15 protein-coding genes are annotated in these 17,148 nt (G+C 59.8%); 7 read left to right on the top strand and 8 right to left on the bottom strand.

Going from position 1 to position 17,148, the window contains the following annotated elements; genetic code table 11:
- Positions 1-146: 146 nt before the first annotated feature.
- The 6 genes from IP76_RS14150 to IP76_RS14125 form a co-directional block, all read right to left on the bottom strand.
- Complete coding sequence (locus tag IP76_RS14150; RefSeq protein ID WP_054158872.1) at positions 147-1,457, bottom strand: extracellular solute-binding protein; 1,311 nt, start codon at positions 1,455-1,457, stop codon at positions 147-149.
- 76 nt (positions 1,458-1,533) lie between these two features.
- Positions 1,534-2,385 carry a carbohydrate ABC transporter permease gene (locus tag IP76_RS14145; RefSeq protein ID WP_054158871.1) on the bottom strand — a complete coding sequence of 284 codons (852 nt, stop codon included), beginning with the start codon at positions 2,383-2,385 and terminating at the stop codon, positions 1,534-1,536.
- Positions 2,382-3,263 carry a carbohydrate ABC transporter permease gene (locus IP76_RS14140; RefSeq protein WP_082352545.1) on the bottom strand — a complete coding sequence of 294 codons (882 nt, stop codon included), beginning with the start codon at positions 3,261-3,263 and terminating at the stop codon, positions 2,382-2,384. Before IP76_RS14140 ends, IP76_RS14145 begins: the two co-directional genes overlap by 4 nt.
- Before the next feature lies 1 nt (position 3,264).
- Positions 3,265-4,362: an ABC transporter ATP-binding protein gene (locus IP76_RS14135; protein WP_054158869.1), complete on the bottom strand. Its 1,098-nt coding sequence runs from the start codon at positions 4,360-4,362 to the stop codon at positions 3,265-3,267.
- A 27-nt stretch (positions 4,363-4,389) separates the two neighbouring features.
- Positions 4,390-5,898: an alpha-N-arabinofuranosidase gene (locus IP76_RS14130; protein ID WP_054158868.1), complete on the bottom strand. Its 1,509-nt coding sequence runs from the start codon at positions 5,896-5,898 to the stop codon at positions 4,390-4,392.
- A gap of 115 nt (positions 5,899-6,013) precedes the next feature.
- On the bottom strand, positions 6,014-6,934 hold the full coding sequence (locus IP76_RS14125) for a metalloregulator ArsR/SmtB family transcription factor (protein ID WP_054158867.1): 921 nt from the start codon (positions 6,932-6,934) through the stop codon (positions 6,014-6,016).
- A gap of 158 nt (positions 6,935-7,092) precedes the next feature.
- Between IP76_RS14125 and IP76_RS14120 the strand changes: the two genes are divergently transcribed.
- The 7 genes from IP76_RS14120 (at position 7,093) to IP76_RS14090 (ending at position 13,982) form a co-directional block, all read left to right on the top strand.
- A complete protein-coding gene (locus tag IP76_RS14120) occupies positions 7,093-8,118 on the top strand; it encodes a substrate-binding domain-containing protein (RefSeq protein WP_054158866.1) in 1,026 nt (341 codons plus the stop codon).
- Between the two features lie 288 nt (positions 8,119-8,406).
- Positions 8,407-9,558 (top strand): extracellular solute-binding protein, encoded by a 1,152-nt coding sequence (locus IP76_RS14115; protein WP_054158865.1) that lies wholly within the window; start codon positions 8,407-8,409, stop codon positions 9,556-9,558.
- A gap of 26 nt (positions 9,559-9,584) precedes the next feature.
- The gene (locus IP76_RS14110) at positions 9,585-10,433 is read left to right on the top strand and encodes an ABC transporter permease (RefSeq protein ID WP_197278347.1); all 849 of its coding nucleotides are present in this window, start codon (positions 9,585-9,587) and stop codon (positions 10,431-10,433) included.
- 7 nt (positions 10,434-10,440) lie between these two features.
- On the top strand, positions 10,441-11,265 hold the full coding sequence (locus IP76_RS14105; protein WP_054158863.1) for an ABC transporter permease: 825 nt from the start codon (positions 10,441-10,443) through the stop codon (positions 11,263-11,265).
- Positions 11,266-11,288: 23 nt separating this feature from the next.
- Positions 11,289-12,335: an ABC transporter ATP-binding protein gene (locus tag IP76_RS14100; RefSeq protein ID WP_054158862.1), complete on the top strand. Its 1,047-nt coding sequence runs from the start codon at positions 11,289-11,291 to the stop codon at positions 12,333-12,335.
- On the top strand, positions 12,328-13,173 hold the full coding sequence (locus IP76_RS14095) for a glycerophosphodiester phosphodiesterase family protein (protein WP_054158861.1): 846 nt from the start codon (positions 12,328-12,330) through the stop codon (positions 13,171-13,173). Before IP76_RS14100 ends, IP76_RS14095 begins: the two co-directional genes overlap by 8 nt.
- Positions 13,170-13,982 carry an inositol monophosphatase gene (locus IP76_RS14090; RefSeq protein ID WP_054158860.1) on the top strand — a complete coding sequence of 271 codons (813 nt, stop codon included), beginning with the start codon at positions 13,170-13,172 and terminating at the stop codon, positions 13,980-13,982. The genes IP76_RS14095 and IP76_RS14090 overlap by 4 nt, the downstream gene beginning before the upstream one ends.
- 36 nt (positions 13,983-14,018) lie before the next feature.
- On the opposite strand, the gene IP76_RS14085 is transcribed toward IP76_RS14090, so the two are convergent.
- Both IP76_RS14085 and IP76_RS14080 read right to left on the bottom strand, forming a co-directional pair.
- The gene (locus IP76_RS14085; protein ID WP_156318576.1) at positions 14,019-14,849 is read right to left on the bottom strand and encodes a B12-binding domain-containing protein; all 831 of its coding nucleotides are present in this window, start codon (positions 14,847-14,849) and stop codon (positions 14,019-14,021) included.
- A 216-nt stretch (positions 14,850-15,065) separates the two neighbouring features.
- Positions 15,066-16,970, bottom strand: coding sequence for a 1-deoxy-D-xylulose-5-phosphate synthase (locus tag IP76_RS14080; protein ID WP_245281469.1), 1,905 nt, complete (start codon positions 16,968-16,970; stop codon positions 15,066-15,068).
- Positions 16,971-17,148 lie beyond the last annotated feature (178 nt).

Raw genomic sequence — 17,148 nt, 5'->3', positions numbered from 1 at the left:
CGACGCAAAACCGCTGCGTAATTTTGCTGAAAATTTTCTAGCACCGGCATCTAAAACGAAAAGCCCTGCACGAGGAGCGTGCAGGGCCTGGCCGGGAGGCCCGGGCATGGGGTTGGATGTGACCATGCCCAATGGGGGTAGTGAGATCAGAGATCTGCCAAGAGCTCGTTGATCCGGGTTTCGGCAGAGGTCAGTGCCTCGTCGATCGGCTTGTCGCCGTTAACGGCGGCACCGATTTCTTCGCCGATGATGTCCTGGATCGGGAACTGCCGCTGCACCTCTGCCGGCAGCGAACGTCCGGTCTCCGCAATCTTGGCGATGTTGTCGCGATGCGGCAGGGCCTTGAACTCTGGCATGTCGAAGACGGCCTTGGCCGCCGGCAGGTGACCCGTGCGGGCCCACTGGAAGTCGTTATCGGCGAGGAACTTGAACAGCTTGCCCACGGCAGCGATCTGTTCGGGCGAGCGTTCTTTCTTCGGCATCACCCAGCTATGGCCGTCGGCATAGGTGCTGTCCTGGCCGGGGAAGAGCTGAGGGATTGGATAGACGGTGTAACCCTTCGCAAGAGCAGTTCCGTCTTTCTCCGACTGGGCGACATAATCTCCGATCAGCCAGGTACCGTTGACTGCGATGCCACCGTCACCGTTTGCAAATGCGGAGACCGCTGCAGCGTAGTCGAGGCCGGTGGTGGTGATGCCTTCGTCCTTGATCCGCTTTAGCAGTTCAACCGCGGCTTTGGCTTCCGGTGTGTTCAGCTTGATAGCGGTCGGATCGGCAAAGAAGTCAGCATTCTGCTGCTGGAGCAGTGTGTAGATTACACGCGCATAGGACGCGGTTTCGTTGGCGAGGATCTGGACGAGATATGGCTTGCCGGTCTTTTCCTTGAACTGCTTGCCTTGGGCAACCAACTCTTCAGCCGATTTCGGCAGAATGGGCGTGCCGTCTGCGTTGACCAGTCCTGCTTCCTTCATCAGGTTCAGGTTGACGTGGAAGAGCATGGTCCAGTTGTCGAAGGGCAGGCCATAAAGCTTTCCGTCCTTGGTGACGCCGTTGAGGGCAGCATCCGTGAAGCTGGCCGATGTAACGCCTTCGGCTGCCAGCACTTCATCAATCGGCTCGATCAGATCGCGGCTCTGGTAATCCGAGATTGCGGAATAGTGCATGGAGACGACATCGGGTGCAGCACCAGAGGCGAGCTGAGCATTGAGCTGGTCATAGCCCGGCCATTCGACCGTCGTGACACTGACGTCGATATCAGGATTGTCAGCTTCGAACTTGTTGACCAGTGCGGTGATGATACCGCATTCGCCGACTGCGGCAGAAACATCTGTTACCGTGCCGTAGTCCGCTTCGCAGGCGCCGAAAAAGCGCTGAAGTTCAATTTTCGTCTGTGCCTGTGCGCTGGCTCCATAGCCCAGCGCAATGACAGCAACAGTTGTCAGTAGAATGCGTTTCATGGTCTCACTCCCTCTAGTCGGGCCTCTTGGCCCTGTTGAACACGGCCGGCCGGCTCCTCCCCGGCCGGGGCAGGCTTTACTTCACGGCGCCACCCGAAACGGCTGTGACGATGTGTTTCTGGAAAATCAGATAGACGATCAGCGCAGGCAGGCTGGCAAAGACCGCCTGAGCCGCCAAGAAGCCGAGGCCTTCGCTTTGGGCAAAGTTCGACTGTGACGAGGCGATTCCGATCGTCAGCGTGTACATTTCCTTCTTGGTCGCCGAGATCAGAGGCCACCAATAGTCGTTCCAGGCATGCAGGAAAGTAAAGATGCCAAGAGTCGCCTGGGCAGGCAGTGTCAATGGCAGCATGATCTTCCAGAAGATCCGAAACTGGGAAGCATTGTCGAGCAGGGCTGCCTCGTCGATATCCTTCGGGATCGCCCGGAAGAACTGGGTCATGAGGAACACGCCGAAGGCCGAAGACATGCCAGGCAGCATCAAGCCGAGATAGGTGTTGTGCAGGCCGAACCAATTGAACATCTGATGGCGAGCGATGATGACGGCCTGTTCCGGAACGGCGAGGCCGAACAGCACGATGACGAACAACGTGCGCCGGAAGGGGAATTCCAGGCGGGCAAAGCCGTAGCCAGCCAGAGAGGCCAGGACGAGCACCATCAATGTCTGGCCTGTCGCGACCACGAAACTGTTGAAGAACCAGCCGAAGACCTGCGAGGATTGCAGGATGTTGAAATAGTTGACGATGGTATAGGGCGCCCGGAAGACCGAATCCGTACCGATCATCAGTTCCTGGTTGTTCTTGATCGAAAGGCCGACCAGCCAAGCCACCGGCGCCATCATCACGACCGACAGGAAGGCAGCACCCCAGAGAAGTGGCCGGTTTGCCGTCAGGACGTCCGGCTTGTAGGTTTCGTCAGGACGGCTCATGCTCCAGCCTCCGTCTTGCGTGTGGACACGACGTACTGGGCCATGGCCGCGATGAGGATGATCAAGAAGAGAACTTGCGAGGCTGCGGCTGCGCGGCCGACATCCCACCGAATGAAGCCGACTTCGTAGATATACATGACGAGAGGACGTGAGCTGCCGTTTGGCCCGCCATTGGTCATCTGCTGTGCCTGCCCGAAAAGCTGAAACTGCATGACGATCTGGATGATCGTGACGAGCATGATGGTTCGGGCGATCGAGGGCAGGGTGATCCGCGTCAGCACGCGCCGCGGGCTGGCATTGTCGAGGGCAGCGGCCTCGTAAAGGTCTTGCGGGACCTGTTGGAGGGCTGCAAGAAAAAGCATCATCGGCAGACCGACGCACCACCAGACGGTGGCGACACCGACAGAAAACAGCGACCAGCCCTTGGTCGAGAGAAAGTTGATCTGCTCGAGGCCGGTTTGTTCGAACAACACGGAAAGCAGACCGTCACCCGGGATGAAGACGAAGCGCCAGATCAGCGTCACGATGGTGACCGACAGCACCGAGGAGGAGAAGAACAGTCCCCGGAAGAAGCTGGTCGTGCGGGTGGTGCGATTGAGGGCAAGCGCCAGGAAAAGTCCGAGCGCGACCAGCGATGGCACGCTAAAGAGGACGAATATCACCGTGTTGCGCAGCGCCTGCAGGAAGACCGGATCGCCCAGGACCCGGACATAATTGGTGATGCCGACAAAACGACCGGGACCGAAGAGATCCACTTTATGCAGGCTGAGCCATATGCCCCAGAAAAGCGGAAAGGCCAGCAATGCGACAAAGACGAGCAGATAGGGCAGGATGAAAAGCCCATGGCTCCACTGGCTGCGGCGATAGCTCTCTGCCATGTCAGCCCTCCTGCCTTGCAAGCGCGTGTCCGTCCGCGCCGAAGAGATGGAAGGCATGGGCGTCGGCCTTTATGCTGACCGTGTCACCCGCCTTGACCAGCGACCGGCCGTCCGCTTCAACGACGAGCTTGGTGCCGTCGCCGAGTGCGCCATAGATCAGGGTCCTGTCGCCGAGGCGTTCGATGACGTCTGCCCTCAGGGGAACGCCCGCTTCGCCTGGAGCACAAACCGAAACGTCTTCGGCACGGATGCCGAGCACGGCGCCGTCAGGACCAAGATCGCTCGGGGCGATAAAGCCTGTTTCCACACGCCCTAGGCCTGCGGTCGTGACGATCAGGCCTGACGGACCGCGGGCCCAGCCTGAAACGGGCAGGAAGTTCATCGCCGGTGAGCCGATGAAGCCGGCGACGAAACGGGTCGCCGGGCGCTGATAGACCTCCATCGGCGTGCCGATCTGTTCGATCTTGCGGGCATTCATGATGACGATCCGGTCGGCCAGCGTCATCGCCTCGACCTGGTCATGGGTTACGAAGACCATTGTCGAGCCAAGCCGACCATGCAGTTGCGCCAGTTCCAGGCGTGTCCTGCCGCGCAGGGCTGCATCCAGGTTCGACAGTGGTTCGTCGAACAGGAAGGCTTTGGGCTCCTTGACGATGGCACGCCCGATCGCGACGCGCTGGCGCTGTCCACCTGAGAGCTTCTGAGGCTTTCGATCGAGAAGGTGCCCGATTTCCAGCGTGTCTGCGGCCGCCACAACACGCCGCTCGATCTCATCCTGTGGCATGCGGATGTTTTCGAGCCCGAATGCCATGTTCTGCTTCACTGTCATATGCGGGTAGAGCGCATAGGACTGGAAGACCATGGCCACACCGCGTTTGCCAGGGGGCAGGGTATCCACCCGCTCCCCGGCCACACGGATCGTGCCTTGGGTGACATCCTCAAGCCCGGCGATCATGCGCAGAAGCGTCGACTTCCCGCAGCCCGAGGGTCCGAGGAATACGACGAATTCGCCTGCGTCTATCGAGAGCGAGATCTCGTCCAGAACGGTCAGCGCGCCGTAACGCTTGGTGACATTTTCGATTTCAATCGAAGCCGACATGGTTTCTCCTCCCCGTCGTCGATCGTTTTACTGGCCGAGCCGGATCATCCGATAGCTCAGCGGCGCGATCTCTCCCTTGAGGCGTCCGCTCTCGACATCGAGCCCGGTCCCATCAGCGGGTTCGACGGTCTGATCGTCCGGTCCGTTGACTGTCCGAAGTCCATGGCCTGCGATCACCTTGTCCATGATCACTCGGCGGTCGCCGAAGCCTTCAAGCGCGACATCGAGCATGATCGCGTCGGTCTGGTGGCGATTGACGATGAAGAGTGTGAGCGCGCCGTCCTCGTCACTCTCGACGGCGGACACATCTAGATAAGGTACGTTGGCTGCAAAGTCGGTGGCGTAGCCCGGGCAATCCAGTGCCAGCTGATAGGAGGTGCCGCGGCCATAGCGAGAAGCGAAGAGGTAGGGGTAGTATGTCGTCTGGCGCCAGGCCGGGCCGCCCGGTACCGTCATGATTGGCGCGATAACGTTGACGAGCTGGGCAAGGCAGCCAACCTTCACGACGTCAGCGCGACGGATGAACGTGTTGAGAATGCAGCCGACCTGAAGCACGTCTTCGAAATTGTAGATGTCCTCCAGCAGCGCCGGGGCATGGGGCCAGCCGTCATTGCCTTCCAGCACCTTACGGTCCGCTTCGCGGGAGTGGTACCAGACGTTCCACTCGTCGAAGCTGATATAAACATCCTTCTTCGAGCGCTTCTTCGCCTTGGTAACGGTGATGACGCCGGCGATCGTTGCGATATAGTCGTCGAGCCTGGCGTTCTGGGCGAGATAGCTTGCGGTGTCGCCTTCATGATTGTCGAAATACATATGCAGGCTGATGAAATCGACGCTGTCATAGGTGTAGTCGAGGACTGTGGCTTCCCAGGCCGGATAGGTCGGCATCTTCGGCGAGGACGAGCCGCAGACCACGAGCTCAATCGACTTGTCGAAAGCCCGCATGGCCTTGGCGGTTTCGAAGGCGATGCGGCCATATTCGTCGGCGGTCTTCTGGCCGATCTGCCAGGGACCATCCATCTCGTTGCCCAGGCACCACATCTTGACGCCCCAGGGTTCCTCGCGGCCGTTCTTGCGGCGCAGGTCGGACCAGTAGCTGCCGCCCGGATGGTTGACATATTCGAGGAAGGCGCGGGCCTCGTCGAGGCCCCGCGAGCCGAGATTCACGGCCAGCATCATCTCGGTGTTGGCGGCCTTTGCCCAGTCGGCGAATTCGTGGATGCCGACCTGGTTCGATTCCGATGTGTGCCAGGCGAGGTCGAGGCGTACCGGACGCTCCTCACGCGGGCCGATGCCGTCTTCCCAGTTATAGGCGGAGACGAAGTTGCCGCCGGGATAGCGAACGATCGGCACGTCGAGTTCACGTACGAGGTCGATTACATCCTGACGCATGCCGTTCTCGTCTGCTGTCGGATGATCCGGCTCATAGATGCCGGTGTAAACTGCGCGACCAAGATGCTCGACGAAAGATCCGTAAAGACGCGGATCGATTTTGCTGATGGTGAAATCGCGGTGAACGGTGCCGACAGCCCGCATGTTTTACGCCTCCCTTGCATATCCGTTTTTCGGATATCTATCATGATTGGCGATATGTTACACGGGATCGACCGGAGGTCAATCCGGCAAAGCGAGGTGTGGAAAAAGAGTTCAATCAGGCCTTGATGCGCAGGACGATGTCCTGGTCATAGTTGCCGAATCCGCGGCCGAAGATGTTCACGCCGCCCGGATGTTCAGCCGTATCGGGGATTTCGATCCGGAGGCGAATGGAGCGATGTTCGGTCAGCTCCAGGTCGTCGACTGTCGTTTCCGATACCTTGACGCCATCAATGAAAGTGCCGCGATCGGTCACCCTGAAGCTCTTCAGCATGCCGTATTGGCTGCCACGCAACTTCCACCAGTCGGGCGTCAGTTTGCCGCGCCGATCGCCAAAGTCGCCGGGCGAGGTCCAGACCGCGATCGGCTTGCCGTTGATCGAGATGGTGATGTCGGAAGGCCAGTTTTCCGATGTTCCGGGTACTTCTGAGGAGAGCTCCAGGAGGAGTTCCAGCTCCTTGATCGGGGCGCCCTTGATCTTGGCATTGTTGGGAAACTGGTAGTCCACATAGCCACGGGTAAACCACAGAAGGCCGGCCTTCATCCGGTCCGGCGAGAGGAAGGTGTCGGGGTTATCGAGGTATCCGATGATGGCGTCGTGCGAGCACATTCCGCAGGGGGCGAACACATCATATCCGCTGTAGAGCCCGACGGGCATTGCCACCTCGATCGCCTCATTGGTTTCGTCGTTCGGGCGGGCGAATGTCAGCACGATCTCGTCATGCACGGCATGACAGATCTTCTGGCTGCCTTTGCGCGCCTTCTGCACTTCTGTGCGGATGAGGCCCGCCTCTTCCATCTGATTGATATGGGTGGAGGTGGTCGATTGGGGCAGGTCAAGCAGCTCTGCAATCTCGTTGACGTTCAGAGATCCCTTGGCATGCAGGATCTCAAGTATAGAGAGCCGGGCAGGGGCTGCCAAACACTTGAGCACATCCTTGCCGTCTTCCGGCGTGATCATCAGAAAACGGCTGCTCACGTCTCTCTCCCCCTGTTCGTCGATCTATATCGAGATTTTCGATTTAGTTCAATCGCAGTCTCACGCGTTTGTCATATTGAGTTCTTACCGGTTTCCGGATCAGTTGCGGTCGAGCCGACTTACATCTGCCGAAGGTCGGGCAATGGGGGAGGGGCGGCATGCGTGATGTGCATCAGACGTCATTTGTCAGTGCGAAAATGGTTGCCGAACGCGCAGGCGTGTCGCGCTCTGCCGTGTCGCGGACTTTCACCGACGGTGCCAGCGTTTCGGACGAGACGCGCCGCAAGGTCATCGAGGCCGCTGAGGCTTTAGGTTATCACGTCAATCATCTCGCGCGGCAGCTGCGTGAACGCAGCAACATCGTCTGTCTGATCGTGTCCGACGTGACGACGCCGGTGCGGGCGGCGCTGCTCGACAGTCTGACGCGCAGGCTACAGGCAGCGGGCAAGATTACGGTTGTCCTCAATACGGAGAGCGACGAGGCGAGTGTCGGTTGCGCGCTGAGACTGACCTTGCATTACCGGGCGGATGCGACCGTGGTCTTATCGGGCACACCATCATCCTCGCTGGTGCAGACGGCGCTTGCCAATGGGCAGCAGGTCATCCTGATCAACCGCGACGACCGGTTGAGCGGTTGCGACAATGTCGGCGTCGATAATGCGCTTGCGGCACGCGAGGCCTTGTTCCTGCTGCGGCGGGCCGGCTGCCGGCATATCGGCGTTGTGACATCGAGTGCGATGACGCCGAGCCTGATCGCCCGGGAGCGCCATTTCGTCGAGGCTGCCGAAGGAGAGGGCCTTTCAGTCGGCGTCTGGGAAGCGGGCCCAGCCTCCCATCGCTCCGGCGTCGAGGTGGCGCGGCGACTGTTTGCCCGATCCAACCAGCCAGACGGCGTCTTCTGCGTCACAGACCTTCTGGCGCTGGGCTTTATGGACGGCGCGCGCCATGAATTCGGCCTGAAAATCCCCGAGGATCTCTGCATTGTCGGCTTTGACAACATCGAACAGTCTGGCTGGGAGTCCTACCAGTTGACGACATTCGAACAGCCGCTCGACAGAATGGCGGGGCATGTTGTCGAGCTTTTGACCTTGCCGGATCAGTCGCCGAGCAGGCAGACCCGCGAGGCTGTCGTTTTTGAACCAGCGCCGATCTGGCGGCGTTCGGTGCGGCCACAGTCTGCTTGAGCGAATTTTATTGCACATGTGTGCACGGAGCCACTGTCATCAAAGCTTTGCGTTCGAACGGTAGTTAGGAGCGGCCGAGAGGGATTTGCTTGCAATCATGTGCAAGCGCATCCCTGGCTGGTGCCTTTCCTTTGATGTCCGGCCCTCAGCGTCCGGCGGAGGTGAGGCTCGTCGAGAGAAGTTGGCAGTGTCGGTCCGCTGTCATCCTTCGGCGTTTGCCGTCTCTCCCTGTTTTTTGACCGTCGACCCGTGCCGTGAGCCTTTGCCCGGCCACCCTTGGAGAAGACGATGAAGCGTCGCGCCTTTTTGATCTCTACCGCCGGCTCCGTGGCCGGCATGATGCTCCTGCCGAAACTGTCTTTCGCGGGCGAAGGTCAGATCGACTGGTACACTGGTTCGGACAGCAATGTCCTTGATTTCTGGACCAACACCGTCAAGCCGGCCTTTGAGGCGGCGCATGCGGGCGTCAAGCTCAACCTGGTGGATGCCGGCGATAATGCGGGCGTTCAGGCGATCGCCGAACGTGCTGTTGCGGCCATGCAGACGAATACCGATCCGCAGGCCGACTACTTCGAGCACACCGACCCGCGCCTGCCGAAGGGCGCCATCGAAGCTGGTCTCTATGTCAACATGAAGGAAGCCGGTCTGTCGAATTATTCGAAGGTCAATCCGCTTGCCTTCGACAGCGATTACAGCCTGCCTTATCGCGGTTCGCAGGTTCTGCTTGCCTATGACACTACAAAGCTCTCGGCTGCCGATGCACCAAAGACCTGGGAGGCTCTCGTCTCCTGGATCAAGGCCAATCCCGGTCAGTTCGTCTATAACCGTCCCGACAAGGGCGGCTCCGGCGGCAATTTCGTGCGCCGCGCCATCCATCAGGCCAATGGTCTCGATCCCAAGGCTTTCACGGTCGACAACTATACCGAAGCCTCCGGCGTAGAGGCGCTCGGCAAGGCCTGGGAGATCCTGAAGGACATCGCGCCATCGCTTTATGACAATGGCGCATACTCTTCTGGCAATACCCAGTCGATCCAGCTCCTGGCTCAGGGCGTCGTAACCATGACCCCCGTCTGGTCGGATCAGGTGCTGCAGGCGATTGCCCAGGGCGTTCTGCCCGAGACAACCGGCATCGTTCAGCTTCAGGATCTGGCACTGTGCGGAAACTTCTCGCGCGCTGTCGTGCTTGCCAATGGCAAGAACCGTGATGAGGCTCTGAAGCTTGCCGATTTCATCCTCACGGAAGAGATGCAGAATGCCATTTTGACGGAACTCGGTGGCTTTCCGGGAGTCGCCTGGGATTACGTCTCAGCCGATCTGCGCGAAAAATTCGCCGATATCATCCCGGCTTCGATCCCGACCTTCCCGGCGGGCGCCTGGGAAGCTGCCGTCAATGACGGTTGGTATCGTAACGTTGCGCCGACTATCGACCGCAAGGCGTGAGCGGTTCCGTGCCATCATCTCTGTCCGTGCACACTGACGCAGGCAGGAGGCCAATCGGCCTCCTGCTCGTCGCCATTCCGGTGTTGCTCGTCGGCTGGCTGGTCATCTGGCCGATCGCCAGTGCGGTGCTGCGCACCGTCTGGCGACGGCAGGCAGATGGCGCGATGGCCTTCGATCTGTCGAGCTATGTCTTCTTCTTCGGTGATGCCTATAGCCTCAACAATCTGTCGCTGACACTGTGGACTACAGCCGCCTGCGCGATCCTGCTGCTCATCGTCTGCCTGCCGATTGCGCTCTATCTCCGCTTTGCCGAGGGCAAGGTGGCAGCCTATGTGCAGGCGCTGGCAATTCTTCCGATGTTTGTGCCTTCGATCATCCTGGCTTACGCCTTCATCCGCGTGCTTGGGCCGAATGGCATGGTCGATCTTCTCCTCAATTTCGCGGGGCTTCCCAAGATCCGCACGCCCTATCTCACACCATTGGGGCCAGTGATTGGTCTTGTCTGGGACAATATTCCGCTGACCGTTCTCATCCTTCTGTCTGGCCTCGGCTCAGTCAGCAATATGGCAGTCGAGGCGGCGCGAGATGTCGGAGCAAACCGGTTGCAGGTTCTCTGGCACATCATCCTGCCCAGGATCGGCAATTCCATTCTGGTCGCGCTTTCCTTCGCCGTGCTCGGCATCTTCTCGTCCTTCACCCTGCCCTATCTGCTGGGGCCTGCCTCGCCCGAGATGATGGGGCCGTTCATGCAGCGCACCTTCCGCGATCTCAACGATCCGGTCGGCGCGATCACCCAGGCGGTGATTACCTTCGGTTTCTGCATCGTCTTCGGACTGTTCTATGTGCGGTCCGTTGCCCGCAATCAGGGAAAGTAAGCCGTTCATGACCAAGCTTGCTTTTGTCCGCCGGCCGATCGATGGCACTGGTCTCGTGCTCGCCACCCTCCTGACGATCGCCGTCATCATGCCTCTCGTCGTTGTCGGTGTCTGGGCCTTCACCGAGGTCTGGCGTTATCCCAGCCTCATGCCGCAGCAATTCGGCCTGCGGTTCTGGGAACAGACGCTCAACCGTTCGGATGTCTGGAATGCGCTGAAGCTCAGCCTTCTGCTCTCAGCCTCTGTCACGCTCGCCTCGGCGGTCATCTGCCTGCCGGCGGCCTATGCGTTTGCCCGGATGCGGTTTCCCGGGCGGGACCTTTTGTTCTTCTCTTTCCTTGCCGGGCATGCTTTCCCCAAATTCGGCCTTCTGGTCGCGATCGCTGCAATTTTTCTGCAACTCGACCTGATCGGGACGTTCTGGGGCGTGGCACTGATCCAGCTGGTCAACACGCTGATGTTCATGATCTGGATCCCGGTCGCAGCCTTCCAGGCTGTCGACAGGCGGATGGAGGAGGCGGCGCGCGATGTCGGTGCCGGGCCGCTTCGGGTTTTCTGGTCGATCACGCTGCCGCAGGCAGCTCCGACCATTGCAGCTGCCGTGCTGCTGACATTCGTCGGCACTTTCTACGAGACGGAAGGTGCCTGGCTGATCGGCGCGCCGGGCATCCGCACCATGCCGGTGCTGATGATCAGCTTCATCAACAACCAGATGGTGATCCAGTTTGGTGCGGTGCTCTCGGTCATGCTGTGGGTGCCATCCTTCCTCGCCCTTATTTTCGCCCGCCGCGTCATTGGCGGCTCATCCTTCGCGCGCGGCTTCGGCGGCTGAATTTTTGCAATCAGGACGTTTCCATGGCACCTCTCAGCATCAAAGCCGTCTCAAAAGTGTTTGCCGGCGGCACGGTTGCCGTCGAAGCCTTCTCACTCGACATCGCAGACGGCGAACTGGTTTGTCTGCTGGGTCCCTCGGGCTCGGGAAAATCTACGGTCCTGCGCATGGTCGGCGGTTTCGAGCGCCCGACATCGGGCATCATCTCGATCGACGGCGAGGACGTGACCGGTCTTTCACCGGATCAACGCCCGACTGGCATGGTGTTCCAGAGCCACGCGCTTTGGAGCCACATGAATGTCTTCAACAATCTTGCCTTCGGTCTCAAGCTGCGGCGGCTGCCGGCTGGTGAAATAGCTGACAAGGTGGAAGGCGTGCTCGAGCTTGTCGGGCTTGCCGGCTATGGCAAGCGGCTGACCAATCAGCTTTCGGGCGGTCAGCAGCAGCGTGTGGCGCTTGCCCGTTCGCTGGTGCTCGAGCCGAAAATCCTGCTGCTTGACGAACCCTTTGCCAGCCTCGACCAGCATTTGCGCGAACGGTTGCGCGAAGAGGTGCGCGATATTCAGCTACGGCTGAAGATCACCACGCTGTTCGTGACGCATGGCCAAGACGAGGCATTGTCTATGGCTGACCGGATCGTCGTGATGCGCAACGGCCGGACCGAGCAGGCTGATCGCCCGGAGATCGTCTATCGCGATCCGCAGACACCGTTCGTCGCCGGTTTCATCGGATCGATGAACTTCATCGAAGGCGTGGTGGAGCAGGGGCGTTTCCTGCATGACGATGTCAATGTGCCGCTGCCTGTCAGCGATGGGCCGGCGACGCTTGCCGTACGGCCCGAGGCGCTGGATCTCGTCGCGGCGACGCCGGGCCAGGCCAATGTCCATCGGGTTACCGATTTCGGCACCCATGGGCTTGTCGATCTGATGCTTGATGACGGCACACGGATCAAATCCATGGTGCGTACACCCGATCTTTTCCGCGCCGGCCAAGGGGTCGACCTTCATCCGCGGGCCTTTGCTGTTTTCCGCGACGGTCAGCAACTTTATCGGACAAATGCCCATGTCTGATCCGATTTCGCTCGAGTTTGGCGGGCACCGTACCTGGCTCAAATGGCATCGCGCCCGGCGGACAATCACCGACCCGGAGTTTACTGCGACGCGCATTCTTGAGGCCATGCGCCTCGGGGCGAGTGTCGAAGTCGACCTTGTCGTGCATGCCGATCACGGCTTTGCCATCCTCCACGATCTCGATCTTGTCCATGGCACGACCGGCAAGGGTCTGGTTGCGCACGCTTCGGCAGAAATGTTGCGTGGTTTGCATCTGCGCGGCAAGGATGGCGTTCCCATCGATGATCGCGTCATGTTGCTTGAGGACCTGTGTGGGTTACTGGCCGCCAATCCTGCTCATCCGGAAGCGCTCCTTCAACTCGATTTCAAAGAAGACGTGGCCCGGCTTGACGCGTCCAGCATCGCCAATTTTGCCGCAGCCGTCACGCCGGTTGCAGCGACGATGATCCTTTCGGGCGGTGATGCTGCTGCGGTGACAGTCCTGGCTGCTGCCACGCCGGGGCTGAAGACGGGATATGATCCGACGTATCCCGGCGTGCTGCAGGATCTCAAGGCGGCCGCGGATTTTGCCGCCTTCACCAAACAGGCTCTAGTTACGGCCCCGGCGGCGCAGATGATCTATCTCGCTTACGAGCTTATCCTTGCGGCCGCCGATCAGGGCTTCGACATGATCGCGGCGGTGCATGCTGAGGGGCGGCGTGTGGATGCATGGACTCTGCGCGATACCGGCCCTGATGCCGTTGCCGCGGCCTTGCGTCTGCTAGCTTTGAAGGTCGATCAGATCACCACGGACGACCCGGAAACATTGGTAGTCAAGCTTGCAGGAAGCACCGTATGAGCAACATCGACATCAAGTCTGTCCTCGTCGACATGATCGAGGCGGCCCGTCTGGCAGGCGCGCTGACGATGGATTATTTCCACCGGCGCGAGACGCTCGATATCGGGGTCAAAGGACCAGGTGATTTTGTCAGCGAAGCGGATGAACAATCCGAAATGCTGATCCGCAAGCATCTTCTGTCGCGCTATCCGGACTGGAGTTTGAGCGGAGAGGAGTTTCCTCCGGTAGATGGTGTCGACACCCATTATCGGTTTCTCCTTGATCCGATCGACGGCACGACAAACTTCCTCAACGGTCTGGATTTCACCATCACGATTGCGTTGAGGCAGGCGGGCAGGACGGTCTGCGGCCTCGTGTTCAATCCTGTCACAGATGAGATGTTCACCGCGATCGCCGGGGCGGGCGCCTATCTCAACGGACGAAAGCTCGACATGCGGGATACGGGCCTCGTCGGCCAGATGGTGGTCGGGACAGGGTTACCATTGCCGAGCCTGTCGCTGCATGCCGGTGCCTATGCGAGGCTCGATGCGATCCGGGCGCCGATCGGCGCCGTGCGGGTGATCGGCAGTGCGGCCAATTGCTGTGCCTATGTCGCTTGTGGTCGGTTTACCGGCTATTTCGAGCAGACCGGCTTTATCGATACCGCTGCTGGAATCCTGCTGGTTGAGGAAGCTGGTGGGGTTGTGACTGACTGGTGGGGCAGAGGACCAGAGCATTATGAAAGGTCGGGAATCCTGATTGTCGGCAATCCATCGACGCATGCCTATCTGCTCGGCCATCTGAAAGGGGTCACGACACCGGCTACTTAAGCAATGTCGTGAGAGAAGAATGAGCGGCCATCCCTATTAGCGGCCAACGCTTTCTGCCAGTTGCATTACCTCCAGCGCGGAGCGTGCCACGACATCGGCGCCGATGTTGTGAAAGGAAAGCGGGTCGCGCATGACAGCCGGCCCGCCGATTGCAACTTTCACCTGTTTTGTCGTGCGGCTGGAATGGATGCGACGGATCGCATGAGCGCATTGATCGACTTCGTCGACCTGCCCCACGGAGATCCCAACCAGATTGTAAGGTGAGGCAGACAGTTTCATGTAGAGGCTGTCGTCCAGCTCGAGGTCGGCTCCGCCCTCGACGATCCAGCCCATATCGCGAAAACAGGAGGCGACGATGGAGACGCCGATTGTGTGCAGCGCGCCGCGCGTGCGGGCCAGCAAGATTCGGCGATCAATGTCTCGCCGGCCGACAGTATGCCCGTGACCATGGGACAGGTGATTGATGATCATTCCCAAGCGCGTAGAGGCGACGGCTACCTGCATGAAATCGCTCTCGTCGGTGCACCAGAGGTTACCCAAATGCACCGCGACTGGCGAGAAGAGCTGGATGGCGAGTGTGTGCAGGGGAATGCCGCTGCGCACCAGTTCGTCGATGAGTTCGCGATGACCTCGGGGATCCATGTCCACTAGGACGCGATAAAGGCTGGTCCTGTAGGCGATCGCCTTTTCAGTTCCAGGCAATTGGCGGGCAAGGGGATCAAGCTCGGGATGTAGATGGAGATCGGGCTCATGCGCTGCCTGATCGGTCCCGGTCGACTTTTGCAATTCCGGGTGGCCGGCGCCGACGAGTCTCGGTACGGCCTGCCGGATTGCCTGTTCAAGAATGCGGTGGTCCCCTGCACTCATGGGCACATCGCATTTGGTCAGGTTAGGCTTACTGTTGCCTGTCGACTGCGATGCGTCAGCATCTCCCGGCGGACCCGGTCTCCTGTCATTGGCCATGTCACCCTCCCGATCCTTGGCCTTGGCGGTCGTCTGTCCGACGGCGGCACAATACCGCATCTGACAAAAGCCGCAAAACACTTAATGGTCGTAGACGCGGCATCATGCACGAAATAGGCGTTAACGATCTTCTGCTCGATGCAGCCGCGCGGACTGCTCCGCAACGCCGCCTCTTGTTCGGGGCAGTATGCGGGTGCCTGGCGCGCGCAGTTGAAGCGCCTTGCGGACCTGCGCTGCGATGTGGCGGGCCGACAGTCGCGCCTCGTCATACATGTCATCGGGGCTCGCCTGGGCAATGAAGCTGTCCGGCAAGGTCAGCGTCCGAATGCCGCACCGTCCGTCCAGCATTCCGTGATCCGCGAGGTGGTGCAGTGTCAGTGCCCCAAAGCCGCCTGTTGATCCCTCTTCCACCGTTACGAGCAGAGCATGTTGCTCGACCAGTTCGGTGATCAGCGCGGTATCGAGCGGTTTGGCGAAACGTGCGTCGGCCACCGTCGCCGAAATGCCTTGGGTCGCCAGCAGCAGGCGCGCCCGTAGACAATCCTGCAGCCGTGTACCGAATGACAGGAGGGCGATATCATGGCCTCTTTCGACAATCCGTCCCTTGCCGAGCGTGAGAATATCTCCGCGGGTGGGGAGGGGTACGCCTCGGCCTTCCCCGCGTGGATAGCGAAAAGCAATCGGACCGATCTGATGGGCGGCGGCCGTCGCCACCATGTGGACGAGTTCCGCTTCGTCGCTCGGTGCCATCACGGTAAAGCCCGGCAAATTTGCAAGATAGGCGACGTCGAAGGCCCCGGCATGCGTTGGTCCATCGGCACCCACCAGACCGGCTCTGTCTATGGCGAAGCGGACCGGAAGCCCCTGAAGCGCGACGTCGTGGACGATCTGATCGAAAGCGCGCTGCAGGAAGGTCGAGTAAATGGCGCAGAAGGGCTTCATGCCACTTGCCGCGAGACCTGCCGCAAACGTTACGGCGTGCTGTTCCGCAATGCCCACATCGAAGCTTCTATCAGGGAAGCGGCGTTGAAAGAGATCGACACCTGTGCCCGCCGCCATGGCGGCCGTTATGGCGATAATGCGCGGATCCGCTTCGGCCTCGGCGATCAGTGCGTTGGCGAACACCTTTGTATAGCTTGGCGCGTTGGCGGGCTGCTTGACCTGCTTTCCCGAAGCGACATCGAAGGGGGACACACCGTGATACTTGTCCTCAGACTTTTCCGCATGTTCATAGCCGGCACCTTTGCGCGTGACGGCATGAACGAGAATGGGGCCGCGGCCCGCGGATGATATTTCTCTGAACAAGGGAAGCAGCGCGCCGAGATTGTGACCATCGACGGGTCCGTGGTAGCGAAACCCCAAATGCTCGAAGAGATTGGCGGTCTTACGGCCTTCTGTTGCCTCATCCGCTGGCTGCTTGATGTCTGCCAGATGGTGCGACAACGCACCGGTTGACGGCGAGATCGACATGCCGTTGTCATTGAGAACGACGATCAGGCGGTGGCCAAGCACGCCTGCATTGTTCAACGCTTCATAAGCCATGCCTGCGGACATCGCGCCATCGCCGATAACGCAGACGACGTGGCCGGTCTTGCCTGCCAGACCTCGACCGACGGCAAAGCCGAGGCCAGCCGAAATGGAGGTGGAGGAATGCGCGGCGCCAAACGGGTCGTATATGCTCTCCGAGCGTTTGGTGAAGCCGGAGATACCATTCTTTTTGCGCAGGTTTGCCATTTGTTTGCGTCGACCCGTGAGGATCTTGTGCGGATAACATTGATGGCCGACATCCCAGATGAGCGTGTCGTTTGGCGTATCAAAGACTGCATGGATAGCGATACTGAGTTCGATCACGCCGAGGTTCGATCCCAGGTGGCCGCCGGTATTGGAGACAGCGCGCACAGTCTCGCCGCGCAACTCGTCTGCAAGGCAAATGAGTTCGTCATCTCGGAGACGCTTTAGATCGCGCGGTGATTTCACACGGTCGAGCAAAGGCGTGGCGACGGTATTCGCATAAGTTAGGCTCACAGCGATCTCCTCCCGCGCAAGCATCCGCCCGAGACCGTACCGCCTTCGAGCGATCCTGCGGTCATTCCTGTAGACGATGTCGCTTACCCATATTCGGAGAAGACTTGCGATATGTAAACTTTTTTTTACACTTGGCCGTCGATTTCCGTCGGCGAAGTCTCGCCGACGGAAACGTCGA

The organism is Rhizobium sp. AAP43, from assembly GCF_001296045.1.
Classification (GTDB): Bacteria; Pseudomonadota; Alphaproteobacteria; order Rhizobiales; family Rhizobiaceae; genus Allorhizobium.
The sequence above is the reverse complement of the archived record's forward strand: the minus strand, read 5'-3'. Positions and strand labels throughout refer to the sequence as shown.